The 26,698-nt window shown below is 39.4% G+C and carries 23 protein-coding genes and 1 CRISPR repeat array; of the genes, 10 read left to right on the top strand and 13 right to left on the bottom strand.

The window, feature by feature from the left end; all coding sequences use genetic code 11:
- Positions 1–288: 288 nt before the first annotated feature.
- The 3 genes from FD723_RS05980 to FD723_RS05990 all read right to left on the bottom strand — a co-directional run bounded on the left by FD723_RS05980 (position 289) and on the right by FD723_RS05990 (position 3,092).
- Positions 289–1,343, bottom strand: a protein-coding gene (locus FD723_RS05980) for an IS630 family transposase (RefSeq protein WP_256875017.1) whose coding sequence is annotated in 2 segments (ribosomal slippage) — positions 289–948 and positions 951–1,343 — 1,053 coding nt in all. Because the reading frame shifts where the segments join, the coding sequence is not laid out codon by codon here.
- Positions 1,344–1,414: 71 nt separating this feature from the next.
- A complete protein-coding gene (locus FD723_RS05985; protein WP_179064495.1) occupies positions 1,415–2,005 on the bottom strand; it encodes a DUF3226 domain-containing protein in 591 nt (196 codons plus the stop codon).
- A complete protein-coding gene (locus FD723_RS05990; protein WP_179064496.1) occupies positions 1,998–3,092 on the bottom strand; it encodes an ATP/GTP-binding protein in 1,095 nt (364 codons plus the stop codon). The genes FD723_RS05985 and FD723_RS05990 overlap by 8 nt, the downstream gene beginning before the upstream one ends.
- Positions 3,093–3,283: 191 nt before the next feature.
- On the opposite strand from FD723_RS05990, the gene FD723_RS05995 reads away from it, so the two are divergent.
- Positions 3,284–3,424: a hypothetical protein gene (locus FD723_RS05995; protein ID WP_179064497.1), complete on the top strand. Its 141-nt coding sequence runs from the start codon at positions 3,284–3,286 to the stop codon at positions 3,422–3,424.
- 94 nt (positions 3,425–3,518) lie between these two features.
- Positions 3,519–6,140 carry a CHAT domain-containing tetratricopeptide repeat protein gene (locus FD723_RS06000; protein WP_179064498.1) on the top strand — a complete coding sequence of 874 codons (2,622 nt, stop codon included), beginning with the start codon at positions 3,519–3,521 and terminating at the stop codon, positions 6,138–6,140.
- Positions 6,141–6,300: 160 nt separating this feature from the next.
- Here the strand turns inward: FD723_RS06000 and FD723_RS06005 are convergent, their stop codons facing one another.
- The gene (locus FD723_RS06005) at positions 6,301–6,498 is read right to left on the bottom strand and encodes a hypothetical protein (protein WP_179064499.1); all 198 of its coding nucleotides are present in this window, start codon (positions 6,496–6,498) and stop codon (positions 6,301–6,303) included.
- Positions 6,499–6,644: 146 nt separating this feature from the next.
- Here FD723_RS06005 and FD723_RS06010 point away from each other — a divergent pair, with 146 nt between their 5' ends.
- Positions 6,645–6,968 (top strand): hypothetical protein, encoded by a 324-nt coding sequence (locus tag FD723_RS06010; RefSeq protein ID WP_179064500.1) that lies wholly within the window; start codon positions 6,645–6,647, stop codon positions 6,966–6,968.
- 351 nt (positions 6,969–7,319) lie between these two features.
- Positions 7,320–8,296: direct repeats of the CRISPR family, unit length 37 nt; unit sequence ATTGCAATTAACTAAAATCCCTATTAGGGATTGAAAC.
- 176 nt (positions 8,297–8,472) lie between these two features.
- Here FD723_RS06010 and FD723_RS06015 read toward each other — a convergent pair.
- Positions 8,473–9,174 (bottom strand): SDR family NAD(P)-dependent oxidoreductase, encoded by a 702-nt coding sequence (locus FD723_RS06015; RefSeq protein ID WP_179064501.1) that lies wholly within the window; start codon positions 9,172–9,174, stop codon positions 8,473–8,475.
- A 603-nt stretch (positions 9,175–9,777) separates the two neighbouring features.
- Between FD723_RS06015 and FD723_RS06020 the strand changes: the two genes are divergently transcribed.
- From FD723_RS06020 to FD723_RS06045, 6 genes are all read left to right on the top strand, one after another.
- The gene (locus FD723_RS06020) at positions 9,778–10,272 is read left to right on the top strand and encodes a DUF2231 domain-containing protein (RefSeq protein WP_179064502.1); all 495 of its coding nucleotides are present in this window, start codon (positions 9,778–9,780) and stop codon (positions 10,270–10,272) included.
- Positions 10,269–10,874, top strand: coding sequence for a DUF2231 domain-containing protein (locus FD723_RS06025; protein WP_179064503.1), 606 nt, complete (start codon positions 10,269–10,271; stop codon positions 10,872–10,874). Before FD723_RS06020 ends, FD723_RS06025 begins: the two co-directional genes overlap by 4 nt.
- A 53-nt stretch (positions 10,875–10,927) precedes the next feature.
- Complete coding sequence (locus FD723_RS06030; protein ID WP_179064504.1) at positions 10,928–11,851, top strand: cytochrome c oxidase subunit II; 924 nt, start codon at positions 10,928–10,930, stop codon at positions 11,849–11,851.
- Positions 11,841–13,496 (top strand): cbb3-type cytochrome c oxidase subunit I, encoded by a 1,656-nt coding sequence (locus tag FD723_RS06035; protein ID WP_179064505.1) that lies wholly within the window; start codon positions 11,841–11,843, stop codon positions 13,494–13,496. Before FD723_RS06030 ends, FD723_RS06035 begins: the two co-directional genes overlap by 11 nt.
- Positions 13,497–13,712: 216 nt before the next feature.
- Entirely contained in the window at positions 13,713–14,378 is a 666-nt protein-coding gene (locus tag FD723_RS06040) for a heme-copper oxidase subunit III (protein ID WP_179064506.1), read from the top strand.
- Between the two features lie 38 nt (positions 14,379–14,416).
- Positions 14,417–14,662 carry a hypothetical protein gene (locus FD723_RS06045; RefSeq protein ID WP_179064507.1) on the top strand — a complete coding sequence of 82 codons (246 nt, stop codon included), beginning with the start codon at positions 14,417–14,419 and terminating at the stop codon, positions 14,660–14,662.
- 73 nt (positions 14,663–14,735) lie between these two features.
- Here FD723_RS06045 and FD723_RS06050 read toward each other — a convergent pair whose 3' ends face one another.
- A complete protein-coding gene (locus tag FD723_RS06050) occupies positions 14,736–15,620 on the bottom strand; it encodes a pirin family protein (RefSeq protein WP_179064508.1) in 885 nt (294 codons plus the stop codon).
- A gap of 388 nt (positions 15,621–16,008) precedes the next feature.
- Positions 16,009–16,224: a hypothetical protein gene (locus FD723_RS06055; RefSeq protein WP_179064509.1), complete on the bottom strand. Its 216-nt coding sequence runs from the start codon at positions 16,222–16,224 to the stop codon at positions 16,009–16,011.
- A 34-nt stretch (positions 16,225–16,258) separates the two neighbouring features.
- Between FD723_RS06055 and FD723_RS06060 the strand changes: the two genes are divergently transcribed.
- Positions 16,259–16,771, top strand: coding sequence for a DUF1772 domain-containing protein (locus tag FD723_RS06060; RefSeq protein ID WP_179064510.1), 513 nt, complete (start codon positions 16,259–16,261; stop codon positions 16,769–16,771).
- A gap of 243 nt (positions 16,772–17,014) precedes the next feature.
- Here FD723_RS06060 and FD723_RS06065 read toward each other — a convergent pair whose 3' ends face one another.
- The 6 genes from FD723_RS06065 to FD723_RS06090 all read right to left on the bottom strand — a co-directional run bounded on the left by FD723_RS06065 (position 17,015) and on the right by FD723_RS06090 (position 26,666).
- Positions 17,015–17,443: a hypothetical protein gene (locus FD723_RS06065; RefSeq protein WP_179064511.1), complete on the bottom strand. Its 429-nt coding sequence runs from the start codon at positions 17,441–17,443 to the stop codon at positions 17,015–17,017.
- A gap of 43 nt (positions 17,444–17,486) precedes the next feature.
- Entirely contained in the window at positions 17,487–19,172 is a 1,686-nt protein-coding gene (locus tag FD723_RS06070) for a GUN4 domain-containing protein (RefSeq protein ID WP_179064512.1), read from the bottom strand.
- Positions 19,173–19,266: 94 nt separating this feature from the next.
- On the bottom strand, positions 19,267–19,680 hold the full coding sequence (locus FD723_RS06075) for a hypothetical protein (protein ID WP_179064513.1): 414 nt from the start codon (positions 19,678–19,680) through the stop codon (positions 19,267–19,269).
- Positions 19,681–19,764: 84 nt separating this feature from the next.
- Positions 19,765–21,795 carry an ABC transporter ATP-binding protein/permease gene (locus tag FD723_RS06080; protein ID WP_179064514.1) on the bottom strand — a complete coding sequence of 677 codons (2,031 nt, stop codon included), beginning with the start codon at positions 21,793–21,795 and terminating at the stop codon, positions 19,765–19,767.
- A 51-nt stretch (positions 21,796–21,846) separates the two neighbouring features.
- On the bottom strand, positions 21,847–26,025 hold the full coding sequence (locus tag FD723_RS06085; protein WP_179064515.1) for a non-ribosomal peptide synthetase: 4,179 nt from the start codon (positions 26,023–26,025) through the stop codon (positions 21,847–21,849).
- 47 nt (positions 26,026–26,072) lie between these two features.
- The gene (locus tag FD723_RS06090) at positions 26,073–26,666 is read right to left on the bottom strand and encodes a Uma2 family endonuclease (protein WP_179064516.1); all 594 of its coding nucleotides are present in this window, start codon (positions 26,664–26,666) and stop codon (positions 26,073–26,075) included.
- Positions 26,667–26,698: the final 32 nt, after the last annotated feature.

Genomic DNA, 26,698 nt, shown 5'->3' on the forward strand with positions numbered 1-26,698 from the left:
TTCTTTTAGGCTACTCTGCATACACAAGTACTAAAATCCTTGCCTGTTAAGATACAAGCCCTTAGTAGGCAAGGGTTTGAGTTTTACTAATGCTCTAGTTAGACTAAAAATAAATATTTTTTCTCTGAGGATGGAATCAACAAAATAGCCGCAAAAAATCCTTCAAATCATTCAAAGCAGGATGCTCAAAATCCCAAATCGCTGTTTTGTTGGTCATGACATAATCAAAGCTTTTCATACTACATTTAAGTAAGTCGGCGGGAAAATTTATAAGTATGTAACAAAATTTTAACCAGAGAGATTAGAGTTAAATTTAATACGTTGTGTCCTATAATTTCCTCTTTCTCCTCTAGCTTGAACACCATCTATTACTGCGTAAGCAAGATCCAACTCATCATCAAACATTCGTCCTGCTAGTTCATCCTTTTTAAGGTGTTGCCATTCCAATTCAATCGGATTCATTTCGGAGCAATATTTGGGCAAAAAGAAGATGTATAAACCCATCTGTTCCCACTTTGACCATAACTGCTGCACCTGAAGACATCGATGTATCGGCCCGTTGTCCTGCACTATTACTCTGATGCGCCCGATCTTTTGGGCTGACTCCGCTTCTTGCTCCATCATCTGGATATAAGATTTTCTGTCAACACCACCAATAACCAAACCGTAAACAAAGCTGATTATTGGTTGAAAAAATCCAATAATGCTTAATCTACGACCACGACGTTTACTTTGTTCTAGTCGTTTTTGCTCACCTCGGAAGTAATAGGTGTAACCCGGTTCGCTCCATGCACAAAACCCTGATTCATCCAAATACTTCAAGTCTATTTCTCCACTAGCAGCAGACAGTTCTAACATATCTAGGTCTGCTTGCTTTATTTCTTGGACTTTTGGGTCTTGTTTCCCTTTGTGGCTCTTTCTGACTCGTTTCCAAATAACCCCCTTTTTTTGAGTACCCGTCTTAATCTGTCGGGACTCAGTTTAATAGAGCGATCTCTCTCTAATTTTTGAGCTAGTTGACGACTGTTATATGTACGTGGCTCTTCTTTGAGACATTCCTCCAAAAATACTATATCCTCTTCGCTATACTTGGTTTTGCCTCCTCTACCTGGGTTATCCCAAAGCCCTTCTAAATCAAGTTTTCGCCATTTATGTAAGATTTCTCTTACCGTTTGAGGAGTCCAATTGAAATGAGCAGCTATTTTTTCTACGTACCAGCCATGTGCATTTAGTCTAATGACCTCTGCTCGGTCTTTAACTTTCTGTGGTACATCCGCAGTTCTTAGGTTTAACAGGGTTTTATCTTGCTCATAGCTTAGGAACACCCTTAGACGAGCGCCCATACTCAGTCACCTCGGTAGATATATTCTCCGTATTTATTTATCTTTACATAGTTTGGTTTTTCCATGCCGACTTACTTACGCTCTGCTTGCTTCTTTTCAGTTTTTGAGCAAGTATCAAATCGGATATACATATCGACCCAGAATTTATCGAATTCCTTAACACTTATTTTTTGACCATGATTTTGTAAGCAATTTTCCCAACTCTTTAAACAATCAGCATGAACAGAATCTTGGGACTTAATGCTTTTTAGAACTGTTTCAAGTTCCCCTTGACCATCAAGGTTGGTAAAGTAGCAAGCTAGTTGGATATTGAGACCATCAAGAGTTAAATTTACAAACTCTTTAACTTTTACAAGTAATGGCGCTTCTGTAAAAGCTTCTTGAACACATTCATTAATAAAATTAATTCTATCGCTTTCTTGATCGTTATCAATATCAATAATTATACCTACTCTTTCAATCTCACCCTTCTGTATATCAGCTTTTAAGTCTTTGAGAGCATTCGTTAACTTGGTTTTATTTAACCCATCCATTGCTCTATAGTCTTCTTCTGAAATTATAATTGGGGATGTAACTTCTATATTCAAGTTGAGATAACGAATAATTGCCTGAAGGAAATATTTATCATTTTTGCTTTCCACAATCAAAATATTACTACTCACCCCTCACCTCTTTGTTGTGGCTGATTCCATAATCCAAAGTATCTAAATCTCGTCTTATAGCAACTATCCGGTCAGTCTTAAACTGTCTTGTAAGTTCAAAATGAGCAGATGTATTTTGATATTCTAAACCAGCTTTTATAAAAGCCTTAGTCATTTCTAAGCTATGTGTTGTGGCAAATATTTGCACATTTAACTCATTAGCCAATTTGTAAAGAATAGTCCAAAAATAGACTTGATTAGAGTGATGAATACCATTTTCTATTTCATCAACTAGCAAAATACTATTCTCATTATTCACAAGTCTTAAAATAATATCAGCTATGCGATTAATTGCATCACCAAACAAAGACAATGGCAACCGACCTTCTCCCTGTCTCTTAAGATAAACAGTCGGTTCGCCAATACTAAAGCTCTCCACCTGTACAATTGAGGCATCAATAGCCTGAAAAGCTTTTAGAATTTCACCATCTCTTTCGTTCAACCGAGCCTTATCAAACTCTATTGTTAAGTCTTTACTAGAAACTCTTAAGAAGGAAGGTATAAAAAAAGCATTTTTAATGTCAGGAATTTTTATATCTTTTGCTAGCAATCCCTTTGTGCTTGAAATAATTGAAGTTTTAAAAGCTTCTCCATGATTAATTCTTGTTTTAAGGTGCATCACAGATCGTACAGACTCACTTCCCGAAAAAAGGCTCGTGATGTTGTCTTTCATCTCATCCTCACTATCTTGCTCATCGGTTTCCTCTAAAAAATCTTCTACAGATTCATCAACGCATATCTCAACTATCTTTGAAGATTGATTTTCCAGAGTAGCCTCAATTACAAGATTGCTATTCTTATTCTGATGAAAGAAGAAATTATTCCAGGTTCTTTCAGGTAAAGATTTGCTATAACTTAATTGTTCACGTCTTATATGTCGTAGTAAGATAATTGTCTCTGGTCGTGGAGAACTATTTATAAATAGTGCCTCCAATAATGCAGTTTTTCCAATATTATTCTTTCCACTAATTAAATTTATTTTCTCAAAACCAGATACTTTTAAATAATCAAAGCATCTAAAATTTTTAATTTCAATATTTTTAATCATTGAAACCTCTATGTTGAAATAGTTTCATTATACTTTACCTAATAAAATATAAAATTTATCTTCAATTAAATCGTGAGAAACTTAAATATTAGCTTACGCTCATAATACAAACCATAAGACTCAGACAACTTAATAGTAGTGTTTTTTCTATGCCCAACAGTAGCAAATATCTGTGAATTAAGTAAGTAGGCATGAATGAAAAACTCCACCCACCAGAGGATGGAGTTTTTGGGCATGGTGAAGAAGTTACCAATGCCCAATACCCCAAGCGGCGGGGCGACTATCCCTCTCCACGCCACTTGCGGGATGGAGTTTCCCGCCGCTTTCAATAAAATTAATTAGCGAGTTTTTCAAATGAGCGAACCTATGGGTTTCTTACTTTATTTTGGGAATCCTAAATCTCAGAAGCTATAGAAACCGCAAATTATGACTCAATTTAAAATATATGACTCCACACAACGGCAATTTCCACCCTTGCTAAGAGGTCGTACTATTATTCTTTTTACCAGTATTTTGTTGTTTTCAGAATCAAATGTTGCAGCTGCTAGGCAGTATCCAGTAAATATTGCACAGATGACACAAGCAAATGATGCAACTCGCACTGCTGCGGAAACTGTATATCAAGAGGGGAAGCAATTATATCAGCAAGGAACAGCAGAATCTCTGGTAAAGGCGATCGCAAAATTTGAACAAGCACTTCAACTATATCGTCAAGGGAATACCCTGAATGGGCAAAAACTACGCTCCTTAGAAGCTGACACCCTCTCTTACATAGCGAAAATCTACTCAGAGTTAGGTGAAAAGCAAAAGGCACTCTCATACTACAACCAAGGTTTATCCCTATATCGGCAGATGGGAGACAAAAAGTCGGAAGGTGTTTCCCTCAATAATATTGGCTCTGTCTACTATTTCTTGGGAGAAAATCAAAAGGCACTCTCATACTACAACCAATCCCTTTTACTACACCGACTGATTGGAAACAAGTCAGGGATAGCGACTACCCTCAATAATGTGGGCAAAGTCTACTTGGAGTTACAAGAAAATCAAAAGGCACTTTCATACTTCAGTCAATCTCTGTCCCTACACCAGCAGGCGGGAGACAAAAGAGGTATCCCAACTGCTCTAAACAATATTGGCATAGTCTACTTAAATTTAGGAGAAAATCAAAAAGCACTCTCATACTTCAGTCAATCCCTGTCTCTATACCAACAGGCGACAGACAAAAGAGGCATTCCAACTGCTCTGAACAATATTGGTAAAGTTTACTCAAATTTAGGAGAACACCAAAAGGCGCTAGATTATTACAATCAATGTCTACCTTTATACATACAGATGGGGAGCAAGACAGGGGAAGCTCGGACTTTGTATAACATCGCTTCTATCCAACGTGACAGCGGCGATTTTAAGGCTTCCTTAACTCAGATGGAGAGAGTCATCAAAATTGTTGAAGACCTTCGTACTAAAATTGACTCTCAAGAACTCCGCACTTCCTATTTTGCTACTGTACAAGATTATTATGAGTTTTACATCGATTTGCTGATGCAGTTACACAAACAGCATCCATCCCAAGGATATGATGCTCTAGCACTGCAAACCAGCGAACGCGCCCGCGCCCGCAGTCTTTTGGAACTGCTTACTGAAGCTAATGCTGATATTCGCCAAGGTGTGGAGCCAAAGTTACTTTCTCAAGAACACAACTTGCAGCAACAACTGGATACTTTAGAAAAACGTCGAATACAACTATTAAATGTTAACCACACTGAAGCAGAGGTGCAAGCTTTAGAAAAAGAAATAGAAGCTGTTCTAGAACAATATCAACAAGTCCAAGTGCAAATCCGTGCTACCAGTCCGCGTTATGCAGCACTGACTCAACCCCAGCCTCTCTCACTCACCCAGATTCAGCAGCAGGTACTCGATGACAACACCCTACTTCTAGAATATTCTCTTGGGGAAAAGCGCAGTTATCTTTGGGCAGTTACGAATAAGAGTATTACCAGTTATGAGCTACCCAAGCGTGCAGACATTGAAGCTACTGTCCAAAAGTTTCGTCAAGAAATCACTACTCCTTATCTCAGAAATAGCCCATCTATAGATACTCTATCTCAGATTATACTTGCACCTGTAGCCCAGCAATTGGGAAAGAAACGCCTAGCGATCGCCAGCGATGGCGCTTTGCAATATGTGCCATTTTCCGCCCTAGCTACACCGGGAAGTAGTAACTATGAACCATTACTGCTCAACCACGAAATCATTACTCTACCCTCAGCATCGACAGTAGCTATCCTCCGGCGTGAACACAAAGAACGTAAATCTTCTGCCCCTAAGACATTAGTTGTATTGGCAGATCCCATTTTTAGTAGTGATGATGAGCGTCTTGAAGGTAAAGTCAAAGTATCTCCCTCATCTGTGCCAGAAAGCAACTTAGATAGCCAAGCTTTAACCAGATCGGCTCAAGACTCAGATGTTAACTTTCAGCGTTTGCGGTTTACACGTCAAGAAGCCGAGCAAATTCTTTCTCTTGTACCTGTTAGCGATCGCAAGCAAGCCTTTGATTTTACCGCTAGTCGTACCACTGCTAGCAGCGAAAATTTAAGTCAATATCGCATCATCCATTTCGCTACTCATGGCATTCTCAACAGCAAGCATCCAGAATTATCAGGAGTCGTATTGTCGCTATTTGATAACCAGGGAAGGCCGCAAAATGGCTTTTTGCGCTTACACGACATCTTCAACCTCAACCTACAAGCAGAACTAGTAGTACTCAGTGCTTGTAAAACCGGACTGGGAGAGGAAGTTAAGGGAGAAGGATTAGTAGGATTAACCAGAGGTTTTATGTATGCTGGTAGTCCGCGAGTAGTGGTTAGCCTGTGGAGTGTAGACGATCAAGCAACATCCGAACTCATGAAGGTATTTTACAAAAAGATGCTACAAGAAAAATTAAAGCCAGCAGCAGCATTGCGGACAGCCCAAATAGAAATATGGCGCACTCAAAAATATGCCGCACCTTATTATTGGGCAGCTTTTACTCTACAAGGTGAGTGGAAATAAAGGGGATTGGGCATTGAAAAGAGGCAGAGGGGCGGAGGGGAAAACTCTTCTCCCTTGCTCCCCAATACTTGTCGGGTTTTGGGGAAAAGGGAAAGGGGAAAGGGGAAAGAAAAACCTTTAACCCTTACCCTTTAACCTTTTCCCCAAATCAAATTCCGAGTTAAAAATGCAAAACCCCAGTAGTATTTACACAGTTGTACATTGGTGTCAACTTAAGCTGGAACTCCTTTAAAACCTCGTTTCCAGCCAGAGTCGGGAAATGCTGCTCTAGCGGTTCTGCCGCCAGCAATGGAGTCGGAGCCTCTAGGACGGCATTCCCAGTCGGAGACTGGGAACGAGACACAGTAGGGGCGTACATCTATGCTTCTCTGTCTATATACCACGCAAGTCATTCGTCGATAGCTATGGCAGTTGTTGGAATTGGTGCAAAATATCAGATTTTTCCGGTTGAGCCAAAATATAAGTGAATAATTACTTTACATCGAATATGTATAGCTAAAACTCATGGATATACCCCAGCGCGTATCAGTCCGCTACAAAGACGCGTCCTTCAACAGTAATGAAATCCGCTTAAGAACTTTTCGGCTTGGGTTGCAAATATGGGATGAACAAACCAAACCTAGAAAAACAGAGCTTTATCAGTTTATATCCTCTTGCTTGAAACAAGTTGACCGCCAAGATCGTTTTATGTTTTCTCTGCTATTCATAGAATTAACAGACCTCATACGCAATTCTGCGCTGGAAAGGGGAACAAAAGAGGTTCTGATTAAAACAGCTTTTAGAGAATTTGCTTGCGCGATAACAGACTTTGAAGACGTTGCCAAATAAGGTTGATGGGGGTGTAGGTATTGCTTAGGCGTAGCTCATCCCAAGCATTGCCCAGAACTGAGCTAACCTAATCTAGTAGGATATAGTAAACAGCTTTCCTATCGGATTAGTTTTTTTTGGCTGAATGCGCGGATAGGTAGGTGTTGGTAAAGGGGTAACTACAAAAATGCCTGAATTGACCTATATGCAAGCATTTCAGAGCATTAGCATTTATAAACCATCCGCGCACCTTATGCAGACTAGTTTTCAGCCATTTGCCTCTACCCAAATCACAACTCCTCGTGTTATGATTTATCCATTCGCGCAACCGAACCTTGAAAACCAAATAAGACAAGGCTTTCAGAAGCCCGCATTGCAATTAACTAAAATCCCTATTAGGGATTGAAACACTACATTGGCGGGAATTATACCAGGGTATAGCATTGCAATTAACTAAAATCCCTATTAGGGATTGAAACTCTTTAATAAAAAATTTATTAATTCCAGATTCTAATTGCAATTAACTAAAATCCCTATTAGGGATTGAAACCTATTATCATCCAAATTAATAGTATTACCGATAACATTTTGCAATTAACTAAAATCCCTATTAGGGATTGAAACAGATATTTCACCCAAACTCGATAGTGGATCGATACATTGCAATTAACTAAAATCCCTATTAGGGATTGAAACTAGTGAAACTCAGGAAACCCCTCAAGAATCGACTCATTGCAATTAACTAAAATCCCTATTAGGGATTGAAACCATCACGACTCTAACAACTCAAAAACTTAAAATATTGCAATTAACTAAAATCCCTATTAGGGATTGAAACAGTTTCCCTACCGTTACGGGTAAGTTATGTTTGAATTGCAATTAACTAAAATCCCTATTAGGGATTGAAACGCTTTTGAGGCTTCATCGGCTCCGCCTGAAGTGGTAAATTGCAATTAACTAAAATCCCTATTAGGGATTGAAACCAGATATTACGTATGCACCCACTAAAGTAACAAATTGCAATTAACTAAAATCCCTATTAGGGATTGAAACCGGTTACTAGCTTCTGTTGTGCTTGCTGTTTAGTGACATTGCAATTAACTAAAATCCCTATTAGGGATTGAAACCCCTGGTGGTGGTATTTCTACTAAAGAAGCTGACTATTGCAATTAACTAAAATCCCTATTAGGGATTGAAACTATCATCAACTACTGGCTTTGGAACATAGGGTTTATTGCAATTAACTAAAATCCCTATTAGGAATTGAAACATGAGCTTTCCTGGTTTAAATCCTCCTATCATTGCATCTAGGATTGCAATTAACTAAAATCCCTATCAATACGGTTCGGTTAAGGTTTTTTGATGGAAATTGTAGAGTGCAAAGATCCGAGAAATCATTATAAAGACGCGACAAATCGCGTCTCTTGTCTTAACCGAACAGTATTGAAATCCCTATTAGGGATTGAAACAAAACTTAGAAGTATTAGTAATTAAATCTTTTCTATTGCAATTACCTAAAAACCATCTAAAAAGAAATTACTTTGCGATCGCGCAAAAACTTACCGCTTATATTGCGCGGAGCATCAGTAGCTAACCAGATTGCAGTGTCAGCACCTTCTTCTGGCGAACGGGGTGCTGATGAACCACCCATATCTGTTCTCACCCACCCCGGACAAATGGAATTGACGACGATCCCTTTGGAGTCCAAAGCTTGTGCCAACATAATTGTTGCGCCATTTAATGCCAGCTTTGATAGGCAGTAACTTGGAACACCAGCAGATAAGTCTGATAATGCTCCATATCCACTTGAAACGTTAACAACTCTGGCATCGGAGGATTTTTCCAATAGGGGTAAAAATGCCTGTACCATCCGAATTGGGCCAAAAGTGTTGGCATTGATTGTGGAATCAAGCAACTCACGAGAAATAGTCAGAATATTTATATCCTTATCTGGATACACGCCAGCATTATTGATCAAAACATCTAACCGATCGATCTTTTGGTACAGGGTTTTGACTGCTTGATTGATAGAGCGATCGTCAGTGACATCCAATTCGATGGGAATTACCTTGCCTGGAAGTTTCTGGGCTGCAAGTTTGGCGTTATCGAGCGATCGCGAAGTGATAATTATTTCATAGTCTTTTGCCAGTAAACCTTGAGCGATCGCAAACCCAATCCCTCGGTTCCCACCCGTAATCAATACCCGTTTGTCTGGTATGGATTTCATCTCAGTATTTTATGTCCATTTTGCTAGTTATAGTTCACAAAATATCATAGACTTATAGATTAAAAAACCAAAAATTTTTAGTATTTTAATAAAACTCTAGTATTTTTATAATCTATCCAGAGAAAGATAAATGAGTATACAAATACTGTTCGGTTAAGACAAGAGACACGATGAATCGCCGTCTTGACAATAATCTGTCTTTTGTCTTCACCACGATTTATCGCGTCTTTGCAATCTATAATTTTCATCAAAAAACCTTAACCGAATTATATTGAATGAGTATATTGTTTGACTCAAAAATACTTCAACTATTTGTCATTACTGTGACAAAAGTATGTCTTTATTTTTAAGATTTGTAAAATTGAAATTTTCAAGTTTATATCAATCTTAAGCAAGATTTATGGTATATTCAGAGCAAGTTAGGTTATTGATTAAATTAAAGTTTTGAGTTAATCAATCTATTATGACTTAAATAATAGAACCATGACAAGTAATAATGTAAATAGCCATTTTTTAGTTTTTGCAAATATCAATTTGGATATATATCAACTGAGATTAGGGTTATTCTAGTGAATGTTTTACATTTGGAAAAAATAATTAGCAATGCCTGCTCTGTCTCTAAATAACCAAAATTTACCATACCCTGACCCTCTACACCCTATCATTGTCCACTTTGTAATCGCGATGGTGCTTTTTTCTTTTGTGTGCGATGTGCTGGGCTATTTCACGCGTAACGTGCGTTTATTTGAGGTGAGTTTCTGGAATATGTTTGTGGCCTCAGCAGCTATCTTTTTAGCAGTGATTGTTGGTCAGTTTGAAGCAGGTCTGGCTAACATCTATCCAGCAGTTCAACCAACATTAAATTTTCATACAGTGATGGGTTGGTCGCTAGCGGCTATTGTCGTTGGCATTACAGCTTGGCGTTTCGTGATTCGCAACAGCAGTCCACGGAAAGTACCGCCTGCTTATTTGGGTGCTGCAACGTTTTTAGTCTGCTTAGTGTGCTTGCAAGTCTATCTAGGCAGCAAGCTAGTTTGGGTGTACGGGTTACACATCGAGCCAGTTGTGCAAGCAATGAAGCAGGGAGTTTCGCCATGAACTGGCAGCTTATTGACCAGTTGAGATTGAGGCTAAATGCTAACGGATTACCTTATGAAATTCCCATACATCCGCAACTGGTACATTTAACATTGGGCTTGTTAATTATTGCCATTATTTTTGATATTGCCGGAGCGCTTTTTGCTTTAGAGAAACCAATCTTCAAATTTTTAGGTCTGCCTGCCCTGCGTTCTGGTTTCTTTGATGTCGGCTGGTATAACCTCATAGGAGCAGCTTTTATCACCTTTTTCACCGTTGCATCTGGTTTTTTCGAGCTATTGCTAGCAAATCCACCAATCGATCAAAAGAGCGTTTGGGGGTTAACTGCTGGTTGGACGATGCTTTTGCATGGTTTGGGTGGCGTTTTGTTGTTGGGAGCGATCGCAGCCATGACAATATGGAGAGGTTTGCAACGCTATCGCTGGCGCAAGGATGCTTCCAGGCAAGTGCAGTGGAGTTACTTATTAGCAGGTATTGCAATATTGGGCATCTTGTTTGTCCACGGAACTTTAGGGGCGCAATTAGGAGAAGAGTTTGGAATTCACGTTACTGCTGCGAAGTTACTCCAAGAAGGTAAAAACCCAAATTTACTACTCAAATAATCAAGCGATAAGTACTGTCTTCAATTTTGAATTTTGAATTTTGAATTGTTAATATGTTTAGTTTTTGGGAATATGTACTAATAGCGTTTTATGTCGCAGGACTGCTAATTGTCAGTCGGTGGATTGGACAACAAGCGTTTTCTTGGATGCCTCCCCAGGCGACAGCAGAAGCACAACGGGTAGATGATTTATTTAGCTTTTTAGTCTCAATTGGAGCATTTATCTTGCTGGGGCTGGTTGGTGTAATGGTGTATGCGATCGCTTTCCATCGCGCCCCCCCAGAAGACTACACCGAGGGACACCCTTCTAGAGGTAATGGGAAGTTAGAAATATTGTGGACAGCTACTCCAACTCTGTTAGTAATATGGATTGCCTTTCAAAGCTTCAATATTTATCAGCAATTAAATATTCTGGGTTTAAACCAAATAGTGCATTTGCACGCGCCCCTAGAATCTGCACCCGCCTACGCCGCGAACGTCAGCGACATTCCCAAACCTGCGTCTGAAACAATTGATGTTTTTGTTAGGCAATGGGATTGGTCTTTTCGCTATTCCAATAACCTTACCACTAAGGAATTACACTTGCCACTCAATCGCAGCACTCGCTTAAAGATGCAGGCAGAAAAAGTAATCCACGGCTTCTACATTCCTGAGTTTCGCTTAAAGCAAGATATTGTTCCAGGGCGGAACATTGACATTGTGATTACACCCATTCGCTCAGGTAAATATCGACTGAAAGATTCTCAATTCAGTGGTACTTATTTTGCCTTGATGGAGGCAGATGTATACGTTGAATCCCTTGATAAGTATAATCAGTGGCTCGCGCAAACAGTCTCTAGCGAAACTACAAACACTAAAAATCAGGCAGTTGCCGAAAATATCCAACCACCAAAGACATTATTTAAAAGCGGCTGGTACACCGTCGCACCTGCTCAACCTGCTGTAGCGAATCAAAGGAAGATAGATAATGACACATGATTTGAGTGAAGCGATCGCCAACAATAGAGAACCTGAGAATAACTGGCGGGAATATTTCAGCTTCAGCACCGATCATAAGGTAATCGGTGTTCAGTACATGGTGATGACCTTCATTTTCTTTCTTCTCGGCGGGCTGTTGGCGATGATTATCCGGGCTGAGTTGCTTACCCCAGAAGCAAACTTAGTTGACCGCCCCCTCTACAATGGTTTGTTCACCATGCACGGGACAATCATGATTTTCCTGTGGATTATTCCCTTCAATGCAGGTCTTTCTAACTACTTAGTACCCCTGATGATTGGAGCGCGGGATATGGCTTTTCCCCTGCTCAACGCCATCTCTTTTTGGATTTTACCACCAGCCGGTCTTCTCCTACTGTCTAGCTTCTTACTACCAAACGGGACTGCACAAGCTGGCTGGTGGTCTTATCCGCCAGTTAGTCTGCAAGTTCCAGCCGGTCAGTTGATTAACGGTCAATTTATTTGGATAGTTAGCCTAGTCTTAATTGGCATTTCTTCAATTATGGGGGCTGTCAACTTTGTTACTACTATCTTTTGGATGCGATCGCCAGGGATGACATTTTTTAGAATGCCGGTCTTTGTGTGGTCAGTTTTTAGCGCTCAGTTGTTGCAGCTAATTAACTTACCTTCTTTGACGGGTGCATTGATACTGCTGTTGCTTGACCTCTCCTTTGGTACACAATTTTTTAAACCGGAAGGAAGTGGCGATCCGATCATTTACCAACATTTATTCTGGTTCTACTCTCATCCAGCAGTGTATATCATGGCGCTACCAGCTTTCGGTATTATTGCGGAAGTTCTGCCAGCCTTTGCTCGCAATCCCCTGTTTGGCTATCGGTCAGTGGCGATCGCAACTTTAGGTATCGCTGGGATTAGCATCTTCGTTTGGGTGCATCACATGTTCACTAGTGCAACCCCCGGCTGGATGCGGATGACCTTCATGGCCACTTCAATGTTAGTTGCCATACCCACAGGTGTGAAGGCATTCGCTTGGACTGCCACAATCTGGAGGAGCAAATTGCACCTAGAGACACCAATGTTATTTGCGATGGGAGGTGCAGCGATGTTTATTTTTGGCGGTGTCACTGGTGTAATGCTTGCCGCCACGCCATTTGATATCCATGTTAATAATACTTATTTTGTCGTCGGCCACTTCCACTACATAGTTTTTAATACCATCACGATGGCAATTTTTGCCGGAATTTACTTCTGGTTTCCCAAAATAACTGGCAGGATGTACGCCGAGGGTTGGGGTAAACTGCATTTCTGGTTGACCTTTATTCCTGCCAATATCACCTTTTTCTCCATGCACCCGTTAGGTTTGCAGGGGATGCTGCGGCGAATTTCTTCCTACGATCCTCAGTATCAAGGATGGAATGTCATTGCTAGCCTGGGATCATTCTTGCTGGGAGCATCTACGCTGCCCTTTATTGCTAACATCGTCGGTTCCTGGCTATATGGAGCGAAGGCAGTTGATAATCCCTGGCACGCTACAGGATTGGAATGGACAACTTCTTCACCACCTCCGCGAGATAACTTTGAAGAGATTCCTATTGTTAAAAGACCTCCTTACGATTATGGCGATCCAAAATATTCATTCGTGGAAAATTCTGATGATGATGAGTGATTTCGTTTCTTGATAAAGCTGCGCTAAATTTGAGCTTTTTTTTAACGCAAAGGGACGCGGAGGTTAGCGCATAGGCGCTTCTCTACGAGACGCTACGCGTAGCTTGCTTCCACGAAGTGGTACGCCTTCCCGCAGGGTAGGTACGCAGAGGTTTTTTAAAGATAATTCGCTATGTCCGAAAAATCAGATGGAACCTGAATTTATTAATTACGAATTATGCAACATCGCACCATCCATTTAGATGAAAGTCCGATCCGTTTCGACCGATGGCGGCGACGCTTACCGAATTGGTTACAGCGCTTTTTGCCGAGTGGTGGCGGGAGTCATGAAGATCATCATGGCAAAGGAATGTTTGGGTTTTCTGTGTTTCTCTTGTCAGAAAGTATCATTTTTTTGAGTTTTATCTTTACTTATGTTGCTCTGCGACTGAATACTAGTAACTGGCTACCACCCGGTGTTTCTGGGCCAGAATTGTCTAAGCTCGTGATTATTAATACAGTAGTATTGCTTTCTAGTAGCTTTGTTATTCAACCAGCAGAAAATGCTCTCAAACGAAATCAACTCAGGAAATTTCGCAGGCTATGGCTAATAACGATCGCAATGGGAATCTACTTTCTAATTGGTCTATTAATTGAGTGGAAAAATCTCGATTTTAAGCTCACTACAGGATTAGTTGGTTCCACATTCTATTTGCTGACAGGTTTCCACGGTTTACACGTTTTGGCTGGTGTTGTGCTTCAGATAATTATGCTGATTCGCTCATTCATTCCCGGCAATTATCATAAGACTCACTTCGGTGCAAGTGCGACGACTCTATTTTGGCACTTTGTTGATGTAGTTTGGGTCTTCCTATTCTCGCTTCTCTACCTTTGGCGAGCATAAAAATTTTCAGTTCACCAAGTATTTTCAGGAGTAACTTTATGAATTTATTCATCCAAGAACTACCAACTTCAGAACTCGCGCCAAAAGCAGTTCAAGAAACTCCCGCACCAGGTAAAGATCCGCTAATTGCAGAAGGTTTACAAAAAGAGCAATACATTGGCATTATTGGGCTTGCGATCGCTCTAATTGCGGCTGTCGGATTTTTTAGTCGCAGAGTCGAATATGCTATTGGGTTTGCTATTATCCTCAGCGTCTTTTTAATTGCGTTATTTTTATTCATCTGAACCTCCATTTTTCCCACCACCAAATCTGTACTTAGATTGGTGGCTGGAATTTCTTCAGATGCGATCGCGCTGATTAAAAGGCATTAGCCTCGATCGTCACTTCTGGGAGTGGAATAAACTCTGTTTCATCTGACACAGTAGCAAAGTGGTTGTTGCGCCAATCGGCTTTTGCTTGCTCTATTCGCTCTGGTCGGCTAGAAACAAAATTCCACCATTTGTAGCGTGTACCCAATGGTTCACCACCAATAACAATACATCTAGCCGCAGCAGTAGCAGAAACTTTTATTTCATCGTCTGGCTTTAGGATAGCAAGGCGATATGGCTCTAGCGGTTGCTCATTAATGCTCAAACCTTCTGTGACGCTGTATACTGCCCTCTCTGAATAACCTATGGGGATAGTAAAGTGAGCATTGGCAGACAGCACCACATCTAAATAGAGAATAGGTGAGAAAACTTTGACAGGTGAGGTGTAGGAGTGTGCAACTCCTGCAATGAGTTTGATGAGGGCGCCATTTTCTTCCCAAGTCGGAAGAGTTTCAGCAGGATAGTGAGTAAAGCTGGGATCGGTTTCTTCGTATTCTACAGGCAAGGCAACCCAGGTTTGAATGCCATGAATGGTAGCTTCTTTTTGACGATCAATATCGGGCGATCGCTCTGAATGTACAATCCCCTTTCCCGATGTCATCCAGTTAACAGCACCCTGTTGAATTTCCTGCACAGTACCTAAACTATCGCGGTGTATCAAAGCACCCTCAAATAAGTAAGTTACGGTGGCGAGATTGATATGAGGATGTGGTCGGACATCGATACCTTTGTGGGGTGGCAAAACAGACGGGCCAACATGATCGAAGAAGATAAACGGCCCAACCATTTGACGATGAGGATATGGCAAGCTGCGGCGGGCAACAAACCCACCCAAATCTTTAACTTCAGGTTCAATCAGTTGAAGTATTGCCATAAGTGATGCGGGTGATTGGTAAATGCTGGAATCATTGTGACATTTCTCTGACCTGAAGTGCAGAAGCTTTCTAAAAATCACTTCTTAGATTTCCTAATTATTCCCTCGCGGGGTTTTAACACCAACTTTCTGATAAATAGAAGGAATAAAAGAGCAAAATATCCCCAGTGGAAGATTGCGATTATAGATAGGAAGTTGGTTAATTGGGAGAGTTAGCGCACCCGCATTAGCTAGTAGTTCGCCAAGTGAACTTGGCGGGGTAAAGGGTAAGGGGGAAGGGGGAAGGGGTTTAAATCTCTTTCCCTTTCCCCTTTCCCCAGTCCTCACTTAGCATTTTTGGGTTGGCAGACTACTAGTGGTCTGTCCCAATTAAATATAATGGGTGAGATCAGTACAGCGATTTTGATTCGTTTATCAGCGATCTGCTGGGTCGATCGAGACGTAAAACCTCCTTATTATCTTTACCTTGAATAATAGAAGATAAAACTTCCGCTTCGCGCTGACTTAGCCCCAATAATTCGAGGGCTGCTAACCAAGAGAGCATTTGCTCTTCTGGTAGCAACAATAGATATTGTTTTCCGGGTCGATGATCGCATCGGCTCATCTTCAAATTACCCAAATGGTTGGAGGATAAGGCAATGCTGCAAAATCTGATTACTCAACAACATTATTTCGTGTTGAAGCTTTTCTCAGCACTGGGATGTGGCTTAATAGCTGGAGTATTCTTCGCCTTCTCGTCCTTTGTGATGAGTGGCCTTGGCAGACTTCAGCCAGCACAAGGCATTGCTGCCATGCAATCTATCAATATCACAGTAATCAATCCATTGTTCATGGTAGTGTTCTTGGGAACAGCTGCGGCCTGCATCTTTCTGGCTATCTCCTCGCTATTAAAGTGGCATCAACCTGATGCCGTCTACTTGCTGCTTGGCAGCTTGCTGTACCTCATTGGTACTTTTGGGGTGACAATCGTTTTCAATGTGCCACTCAACGAAGCGCTGGCGAAAGTCGAGCCTGACACTGCCATAGGTGCAAGCCTATGGTCTAGCTATCTTAGCAACTGGACAATCTGGAACCACATTCGGACAGCAACAGCCGTTGCAGCAGCGGCATTAATCACCATCGCGCTTTGTTACCCTGCGGCGAAATCGTAATATTTTACCGAAACATAATTCAGGAGTCAGGAGCCAGAATGGGTTAAACCTTAGCTATCCGCTAACACAATGAATTTTGTGCGACTGGTGGATAGCGCAGCGTAAAGCCTTCTCTACGAGAGGCTCCGCCAACGGCATGGCTTCTCTACGAGACGCTGCGTGTAGCTTGCTTCTCCGTAGGAGTACGCTTAGAGCGAGTATTTTCGAGTCGCATCTTCATTCTGAATTCTTCTTCACCGATAACTAAATCGGTTTTCTAGTATTATTTAATTTTGTGCCAATAATTGATTGCTCTTTATCCTTTATAAAAAATTTAGAATTATTAATTCTAATAACGTCATAATTTTCTGGTATAAATACAGAAGCTAAAGTAGCTGCGATATCTGCAAGAGAAATCTTAAAAGCTAATGGTATCTTGAAATTAAAAAACGATCTTGGCATTGTTCTAACATTTAAATGCAATTTTTTTTGACTTACATACCATACCCCAGTAAATTTATTACCTGTTATGAGTTCTTTTGGTTTAGAGAAAAGAAGTATTTGAACTCTGGTTTGTTCATAAGTCATATCATCTCTAAATTCAACAGTGATTTTTTCCGAAGACGTATCAAAACGCCATTTTCCCAAAAGCAAAATTTCTATTTCTATATCAGAATGCTTACTATTATCCATATTTATCCTCAAAGTTAGCTTTCTCTCTAATTTTTGCTATAAATTATCGGAAAGTTTCGTTACAAGTTTTTGTACGAGAAAAGAATAAGTGCATTTGCCAAATCAACCAAGATTTTACCCGCCAAGCTCCCATTGAAAGGTGTTCTGTAGATGATGATTTTGAGGATAATTCCAAGCTATCTTGGTCATAGTGTAACCATTTGGCTGGTAAGTGCCCCATTGGTGTCATCGGAGACAATTTAAAAGTTAGTTGCTCATAATCTAACCAGTTTCCCTCTTTTCGCCAACCAAGGCGATCGCCAAGTCTCTTTTCTGTTTCATAATCTACTTGGCCACCCATTTCGCTCCAAATAGTTTGCTGAATACTGAAGCCAAAATAACCATAACTGTATTCTTCCCAAAGTCGATCGATGGTATGGATATCTTGACAAGAAAAGTTCTCAATATCTTCCTTATAAACTTCATCCCAATAATTCTTATTCATGACTTTTAGCATTAATTTAGTGGTTTCAATATCAGCTTCTTTCCATTTATGCTGTGCGAGGAGATCCTGCAATTGGGTATAATCAATATTTTGATTGTCAATAAATTCTTTTGCTAAAATAACATTGTGATTACTCAATCCCATCAATTCTGTTTCTTCAACAGCAGATATAGGTGTTGTAGAGACAAAATTTACTCCTGCTATGCCTAGCACTTTTCTTTGATCGGTGAGTTCCTTGGATATATAGTTAGATATTAAATCAATACTCTTATCTAAAAATACGCCATTTCTGCTCAAATCAAAATTATGGATTTGCCAATCTAATAATTGAGATTGAATAAAAGCATCCTTTAATCTGGCTTTTTTCTCATAGCTTGTCACCATAAAATCGAGAAAAGTTTCAGAAATTGCCTCGTTATCTTCAAGATTAAATAAATTGGACTGATATTTTAAAACATTATCCCCTAGATTTTTAATATCTGCGACAGTTGCATAAAAATATTCATCTACTTTTACAACTTCATCTATTAAAGATTGAAAGGGACTAAAGTAATCTTGTAAAGAATTTTCAAAATTGATTGCGGTGTGGGCAATTTTTGCTATTTCTTGACGAATCTTATAGGCTTTTCTTTGATATTCATAAATCTCTTGATAAACTTCTAAATCTTTAACTATTTGCTGAACGATTTTTTTTTGATTTTTGGTATCTTCTGCAAGCTTCTTAAGTCCTTCACCAATCAAATTTATTTTCTCTAACATTAAGAAATAAGCATTGCTCAACAATAAAACTGCTTTAAAGTTTTCTTGTTTTTCCCATTTTAGCTCATCAAGTATTTTGGGATTTTTGTGATTTTTTAGCTCTAATTCTATTCTTTCATCTTCTAAACTTTTTATTTCTAAATATTTTTCTTTGAATAATTTTTTTAATTCGTCTGCAAGGCTTAATAAAAAATTATCATAACTATCCTTATAACTTTCTAGAAAATCAATAATATGACTGTAGTCTTTAATAAATAATTGGATTTCCTCAAAAACTTCTCCCTGGCTAATTTTTTCTTTTCGTTTAATTATGCCCCCAAGCTGATGATGATATCTAACACCTTCCTTAATTAATTTTTGGCGTTCTCTAATATTTTGTTGAATTTTTTTTACGGACTTAGTTTTCAGAACGGGTAATTGATAGGTTCGTTCGTAAATTGAAATAGCTTCATAAGTAATTAGTTGTCTTTGTTGTTTAGTTAGCATAATTCTGATTTGCAAAAGTGTGAGCAAACACATTTCTAGATGAATGAGTAGCAGTTGCTTTTTGAAGTTAATAATCTTATACAGTCACAAGTAGTTAATACCATTGAAATTGAATAATCACCGCTACTATTTCAATTGTTTTGAGAGTCTTAGCCTCTTCATAATAAGTAATGCTTTCAGGGCAAAGTTGACTTTTCAGTTTGAGTTTTAGATCCTCTGTAATGGGTAAATCTTTGATTTCTTTGAGGAGAAGTTTCACAGATTCGGTTTTCCTACGTTCTGCATAGATGGCCTGAAGAATAGCTTCAATTCCATATCCCGCGATCGTATCCCCCACAACAGTTATTAGACCAAGTAAGGCTATACTTCCTAAAATGCCAAAGGGCCCTCCTAACATTGTGAGAGTAGCAGCAACGGCGGCGGAACTACCCCCTGATGCGGCTGTTAGAACTACCAGAATTACGCCAGGAAGACCTAAACTAGCCAGTTTTTTCACAATTTCGTCCATTGTAATCACCTCAAATCCTGAAACTTTTGATTAAATTTTCTTAACCCAAGTGTATTGAGCGATCAACAATCGCTTATCCACCCTTTAAACCCTTATCCATTTCAATACCTCCGGGTCTTTGTCGTAGCGGTAGGTAAAGCCATCATTGCTAGTAATGGACTTTTCAAGGCTAGCCTTGCTTCTGATAGTGTTAATACTAAAATCTGTTAATGTCTGCATTTCCTTATGAGAAAGACCTACGATTGTGTCTATCTCTGGCGATACTTTTGGTTGAGTTTTATATTCATTATTGGGTAAAATATCTATTGTGGTTTCAGGATTTTCAGGAGAATTATTAATAACAATTTCTCTTGCTTTTTGCTGTCGATAATCCTGTACGGTTAAAAGTTGCCAACTGGAATCTTGTGATAGTTCCAAAACCCATTGATGATAATTAAATAAGCTTTCTCTATGTCCAACACTGATAAATGTTGTTTTCGTCTCTTGTAATTGTTGATATAAATTTCTTTCATTGATTAAATCTAAAGCACTCGTTGCTTCATCTAATATAGTGAATCTCGGATGAGTAACTAGCAATCGTGCAAATGCAAGGCGTTGCTGTTCTCCCAGTGATAATATGTTCTCCCAAGGAACTTCAGTATCAAAGCCATCTATTCGACTCAACAAGTTTTGTAGATTGACTTGTTGCAAAACTCCTTTGAGTTCTGCATCACTAATTTGACGAGTTGTATTTGGATAGAGTAACTGTTCGCGTAAAGTTCCCAAAATTATATAAGGGCGTTGGGGCAAAAACAATACTTCTTCTAAGGGAGGTCGCACCAGACGACCAGTCCCAGCATTCCATAAACCTGCGATCGCTCTCAACAGAGAACTTTTACCTCGACCACTGGGGCCAACAATCAATAAACCTTCTCCTACTTGGACAGAAAGTGACAAATCTTCAACAATTATCTGCTCATAGTTAGGCGTTTGTAAAGTGAGATTCTCAAAGGTAAGATGGTTGTCTTCTATGGTTTTAATAGTACTTACATTCTCTGCTTCTTTGGTAACAAATTCTAACGAATTTGAAAACTCACTCAAACGCTCAACGTAAGTCGAAAATCGTCCAGAAGTTCCAAGTTCATTGATTATTTCGGCCAAAGCATTAGCAAACAGATTGCAAGCTAAACTGGCTTGGCCAACTTGTCCAAAATCAATGTCATCTCTAATATGTAAAGGGCCGAGTGCTATAAATGGGAATATTTGGATAACAGCCTGATATCCTCGGTTAAAAATATCCTTATTTCTCTCCCAATCAATTTTGCGTTTAGCACTTTTTAGAAGATTACTAAATCTTCGTTGAATTATATTTAATTCTTGGTTCTCTCCCCGAAAAAAAGCTATTGATTCAGCGTGATTCCGAACATGAGTTAGTGCATAATTATAGTCAGCTTTATATTCCAATTCCTCTTGAGTAATTTTATTCAATTCTTGGGTTAAGTAAACAGCAATTATATTACCTACGATTGTATAAGCAACCAGACAAACTGCAACCAATTGGGAAATTGACCAGACAATGATTAAAAAAACCGTCATTTCCAGCACTTTTTCAAATAAAGTAGCTGAAAAACTGAGAGCATTTCTGGGAATGGGTTCAATTTCTTGGGCTAGACGTTGATCTGGGTTATCAATATCAGATTTAAAGTTAATTTTATAATAAGCACGATTGCCAAAATATTTTGCTAAAATACGATTGTTTAGCCATTCATACCAATCAAGAGCAATTTTTTTTCTGACAAATTTAGAAATTCCTACTAAAAGTGTGACACAGATCAGGGCAGCGCCATAAACTAATAACGTATCAATAAATTGAGTAAAATCTTTTTCTTCAACGATCGCATCGACTAAATAACGACTAACGAAGCTATTAAAGGCAGTTACAGCCACGAGCGTGATAATTAATAATATCAGCAGAAAGAGCATTGCCCATGCACGAATCACGTCTGAAAATGCCCTACCCCGTGCCTCTGTGGGATACCAATAAGGCCCTGCGATCGCTTTGACATCCTCCCAGAATCGAGTAAAAGCTGAAGGAGTATTCATTATGTTTTTATTAAGAACAGTTTGAGATTGCATTTTATAAAAATAAGTTGAGGCTTTTGAGGCTGACTGAATAGCTTTTGTATTTTACATTAAAGCTTGTAGTTGTGTGGCTAATAGTTTGACATTAGGTTCATAAAGCATAAGACCGTGGTTTCCCGGTACAAAAATTACCTTTACAGGCTTTTTAGTATAGGTTTGCCATCCCCAATCGGGTAAATTGTAATCAGAAAAACCTTGGAGTTCTTGCAAAACAATCTCCTGAACTTCTTGAGCGCGGAATAAAACAATAGGGGCGGAAATTGAATAATTTGGCTGATAATTTGCGTAATTTAGCGTTAGCACTTTCATTACTTTCAGATTGTTTTTGAGCAAAGATATAGTTGAGTGTTCCGGGAGGATATTATATTGGTACAAATATTCTGCGGCCAGATCCCACCTGGCTTGGTCATTGCTTTGATCGGCTAAATCTGAATATTTCAAACCTAAAGAGACTCCCTTTAAGGCTTGAATACGTTGAATCGATTGCCAAATCCAATCAATATCTGTTCTATTAGTTAAATACTTAGGTTGAGAAACTAGTCCAGCATCCAAGATAGCTAGTAAACTCACCGTTTCACCTTGCTGTTCCAGTTGAGAAGCCATTTCAAAAGCAACAGCACAACCTGAAGAGTATCCTACTAATATGTATGGACTTTTGGTTTGCTGTTGACGTAATATATCAATCAGTTGACTCGTATGGGCTACTACTGATTCAGGAAGTGGGCTAAGTCCATCTCGTCCTGGAGTTTCGAGTGCATACACTGGACGTTCAATTCCTAAATTGATTGCCAAATCTCGAAAATAAAAACCGTGTCCGTTTGCGCCAGGTAGAAGAAATATAGGAGTTGCTTTTCCCTGAGGTTGAAATAAAAGTAAATCGGAATTTAACTGTTGAACCTCAGTATTACAAAGTTTTTCTGATAATTGAGCAATAGTAGGATTTTGAAATAAACTACTTAAAGAAAGTTGTTGACTAAATACCTGTTGAATATTGTTGAGTAGTTTAATTGCTAATAAAGAATGACCGCCTAAGTCAAAAAAATTATCATGAATTCCAATATTCTGACGTTCGAGTACAGTAGACCATACTCGCATTAGTTGTTGTTCAACTTCATTACGCGGGGCTTCATATAAACATTCAATTACAGCATTTGGAACAGGTAAAGCTCTACGGTCAATTTTTCCATTGGGAGTTAAAGGTAACTCATCCAGTACGATGATCTGAGCAGGGATCATATAATCGGGCAGACGGGATTTCAGTTGATTCTTCAATTGGGTAGAAAAATCATTGGTGATTCCCGTTATGTAGGCAATTAAACTCTGGTTACTCTCAGTTTTATATAAGGTGATAATTGCTTCTTTAACTGATGGATGTTGCAACAAAATCGATTCAATTTCACCAAGTTCAATTCTAAAACCCCGTAATTTAATCTGCTCGTCAATGCGGCCTAGATACTCAAGATTTCCATTAAACCCCCATCTTGCTAAGTCGCCAGTTTTGTAAATTCGCTCAGTTTTACCGAATAAATCAATTTTGATAAATTTCTCGGCGGTTAAATCAGGACGGTTAAGATAACCTCGTGCCAAACCCACACCAGCGATGCACAATTCTCCAGGTATACCAGGCGCTAAGGGTTGATTGTGGGCATCTAAAATGTAGATGCGGATATTAGATAATGGTTGGCCAATGGGCAGTTTTTTCCCATTAGGATGACAGAGTGCGATCGCAGCACAAACTGTAGATTCTGTAGGGCCGTAGCCATTGAAAAAACTTCGTCCAGTTGCCCATTGGGTAACTAATTCTGTTGGGCAAGTTTCACCAGCAACAACTATAGTTTGGCAATTGGGTAAAGCAGCTTGAGGTAATAGGGATAAGACTGAAGGGGGTAAGGTGATATGGGAAATTTTATGATTTGCTAAGAAGTTAACCAAAGCTTGACTTGGTAATAAGGTTTCTTTCTTTGCTAAATACAAACAAGCACCTGTGGTAATCGCAGTAGCAATTTCCCAAATTGAAGCATCGAAGCTGAAAGAAGAAAACTGAAGCAATCGGCTTTGAGGTTGAATTTGCAAAATGGTGGCGATCGCCACAATCAAATTCACCAGTCCCCCATGTTCAATCATCACCCCTTTGGGTCGTCCCGTTGAACCAGAAGTATAAATCACATAAGCCAAATCATTAGGCGCACTTCGAGGATCGGGATTATCTGTTAATTCTTCGGCGAAAGTTTCCCGATCTAAACAAATTACCTGAGAGGGGTTTTCGAGGTTAACTAAGGGTAATTGATCTACTAAAAAACTTTGAGTCAGTAACACCGATGTCCTACAGTCTTGTAGCATGAACTCAATTCGTTCTTTAGGATAATTAGGATCAATCGGCACATAAGCCGCACCTGCTTTCAGGACACCGAGTACACCAATAATCATTTCTAAAGACCGTTCAACGCAGATACCGATTAAAGTATCTGGCTGAATTTGGTGATTTTGAATTAAATAATGAGCCAGTTGGTTGGCTTTTTGATTGAGTTGCTGATAAGTTAACTGTTGAGATTCAAAGACTAAAACGATATTATGAGGATTTTTTTCAACTTGTTGTTCAAATATTTCAACTAAAGTTTTATCGTGGGGATAGTCAGTTTGAGTTTGATTCCAGCATTGCAATTGTAAAAGTTCATGCGCTGTCATCAAAGGCAAGGTCTTGATAGGTTGGTTCGGGTTATCAACAATTCCCCTAAGCAAAACTTCAAACTGTTCCGCCATCCTTTGTATAGTACTTTTATCAAAAAGATCGGTCGCATATTCCCAAGTTAAATTTAACTGGTTATCAGATTCTATGACCAGAAGTGTTAGGTCAAACTTAGCAAATGGATAGGTTAATGGGAGCCATTCAATCTCTAACCCTGGTAAACTTAAGTCGGTACTTTCATTATTTTCCAGTGCTAACATGACCTGGAATAAGGGGTTGTAGCTCAGACTGCGTTCTGGTTGCAACTGTTCTACCAGATACTCAAAGGGAATGTCTTGATGAGAGTAGGCATCTAAACAAGTTTGACGAGTTTGTTGCAATAAATCGATAAAGCTTTCTTCCGGCTTGATTTGGTTACGCAGTATCAAGGTATTGACAAAAAAGCCGATTAACCCTTCCGTTTGGCTATGGGTGCGGTTAGCGATCGCAGAACCAATACATAAATCTTCTTGGCGACTATAACGAGAAAGCAGAATGCTGAAAGCCGCCAACAAAGTCATAAATAAACTTGCGCCTTGCTGTTGACTAAAAGTTGTAATGGCAAGAGTTAAGTCAGGTGATAGGGAATAGCGATCGCGATCGCCTCGGTAGCTTTGCAGTGCTGGACGGGGATAATCGGTAGGTAACTCAAGTAATGGGGGAGCATCCTGAAGTTGATTTTTCCAGTAGTTGATCTGGGTTTCTAATACTTCCCCTTGTAACCAATTTCGTTGCCAGTTTGCGTAATCGCTGTATTGAATTGGCAATGGTGAAAGATTTGGGATTTGACCCTGGGAAAAGGCGGTATAAACTTGTCTTAACTCACGGAAAAACACCCCCATTGACCAGCCATCACTAATAATGTGGTGCATATTGATGAGTAGCACATATTTCTGCTCCTTGAGTTGCAGCAGCTTTGCTTTAAACAAAGGGCCAGTACTCAAATCAAACGGTTCTTGAGCATGAGCATCAATAAAATGCTTGATGGTTGGAGATTGGGGATGTTCATCAAGGTTTCGCCCGTCTTGTATAGTTAAAACTTCGATGTCGTCTAAATTTTGGATCGCAATTTGAGGTTGTCCCGCCACTGTGGGAAAATACATCCTGAGACTGTCATGGCGGTTCAGCAGGTAAACCAAACTAGAATGCAGAGCATCAATATTGAGGTTTCCATCTAGTTGTAAAGCGATCGGCATATTGTAACTAGCTGATGGCCCTTGAAGTTGCGCTAACAGCCAGATGCGTTGTTGAGCAAAAGAAAGAGGCTTTGGGGCATCATCTGGTAAAGTCGGAATTTCCTCTGCTATGACAGTTGTGGCTTTGACAGAATTTAAGAATGCTAATATATCTGTTTTGTTGGCTTGAATTTCCTGCTTTAGTTCAGAAGTTAAGGCATTTTTACTAGTACGAATTCGTAACTTATCATCTTCAGCCCAAATTCGACAGCCCATATTCTGCAAACGAAGCATTAAAGAAACCAATTGCTCATTTTTTGTCATAATTTCGGGACAATGTAGAGTATTCACCAATTCAGAATTCTGAATTCTTAAAATTCTGGCTTCTGGGCGATCGCTTCCAATTCTACATCCTGGTAAAGGTCAGTAAAGGAAGCAGTTAGGTTAATACTTTGAAGTTCAAAAGTTTGGTTATCAGGTGTATAGGTTTGTAACACCCATAAGCCTTGTTCATTACGGCGGAAGGTTTCAACTCGTTGGTGTTTAGTGTTAACTAAAACGTATTCCTCTACACTATCAAGGGTTTGATAGTCGTTGAATTTGTCACCTCGATCAAAGGCTTCAGTAGAATCGGATAGAACTTCGATAATAAGTTTAGAAAAGCGTTTATAGGTAGGAGTTTCTCGGTCTTGAGGGTCGCAGGTTACGAAAATATCAGGGTAATAAAAGCGGTTACGCTTTTCAATCCTGGCTTTAATATCGGCAAAATAAACTCGACAGTCTGACCCTCGAAAGTGGTTACGAATCAAAATAAATAGGTTTCCGACAATGGTGTTATGAGTGTCAGTTGTTCCCGCCATTGCGTAAACTTGACCATCAATATATTCATGTTTTATATTGCTTTTTTCTTCTAGTTGGAGGTATTCTTCGGGAGTGATAAAAACTGAATCAGATAGAGCAATCATGGGTTAAGTTAAAGGTAAAGTTTACTTGAGGA

Origin of the sequence: Nostoc sp. C052 (assembly GCF_013393905.1) — a bacterium.
Taxonomy (GTDB): Bacteria; Cyanobacteriota; Cyanobacteriia; order Cyanobacteriales; family Nostocaceae; genus Nostoc.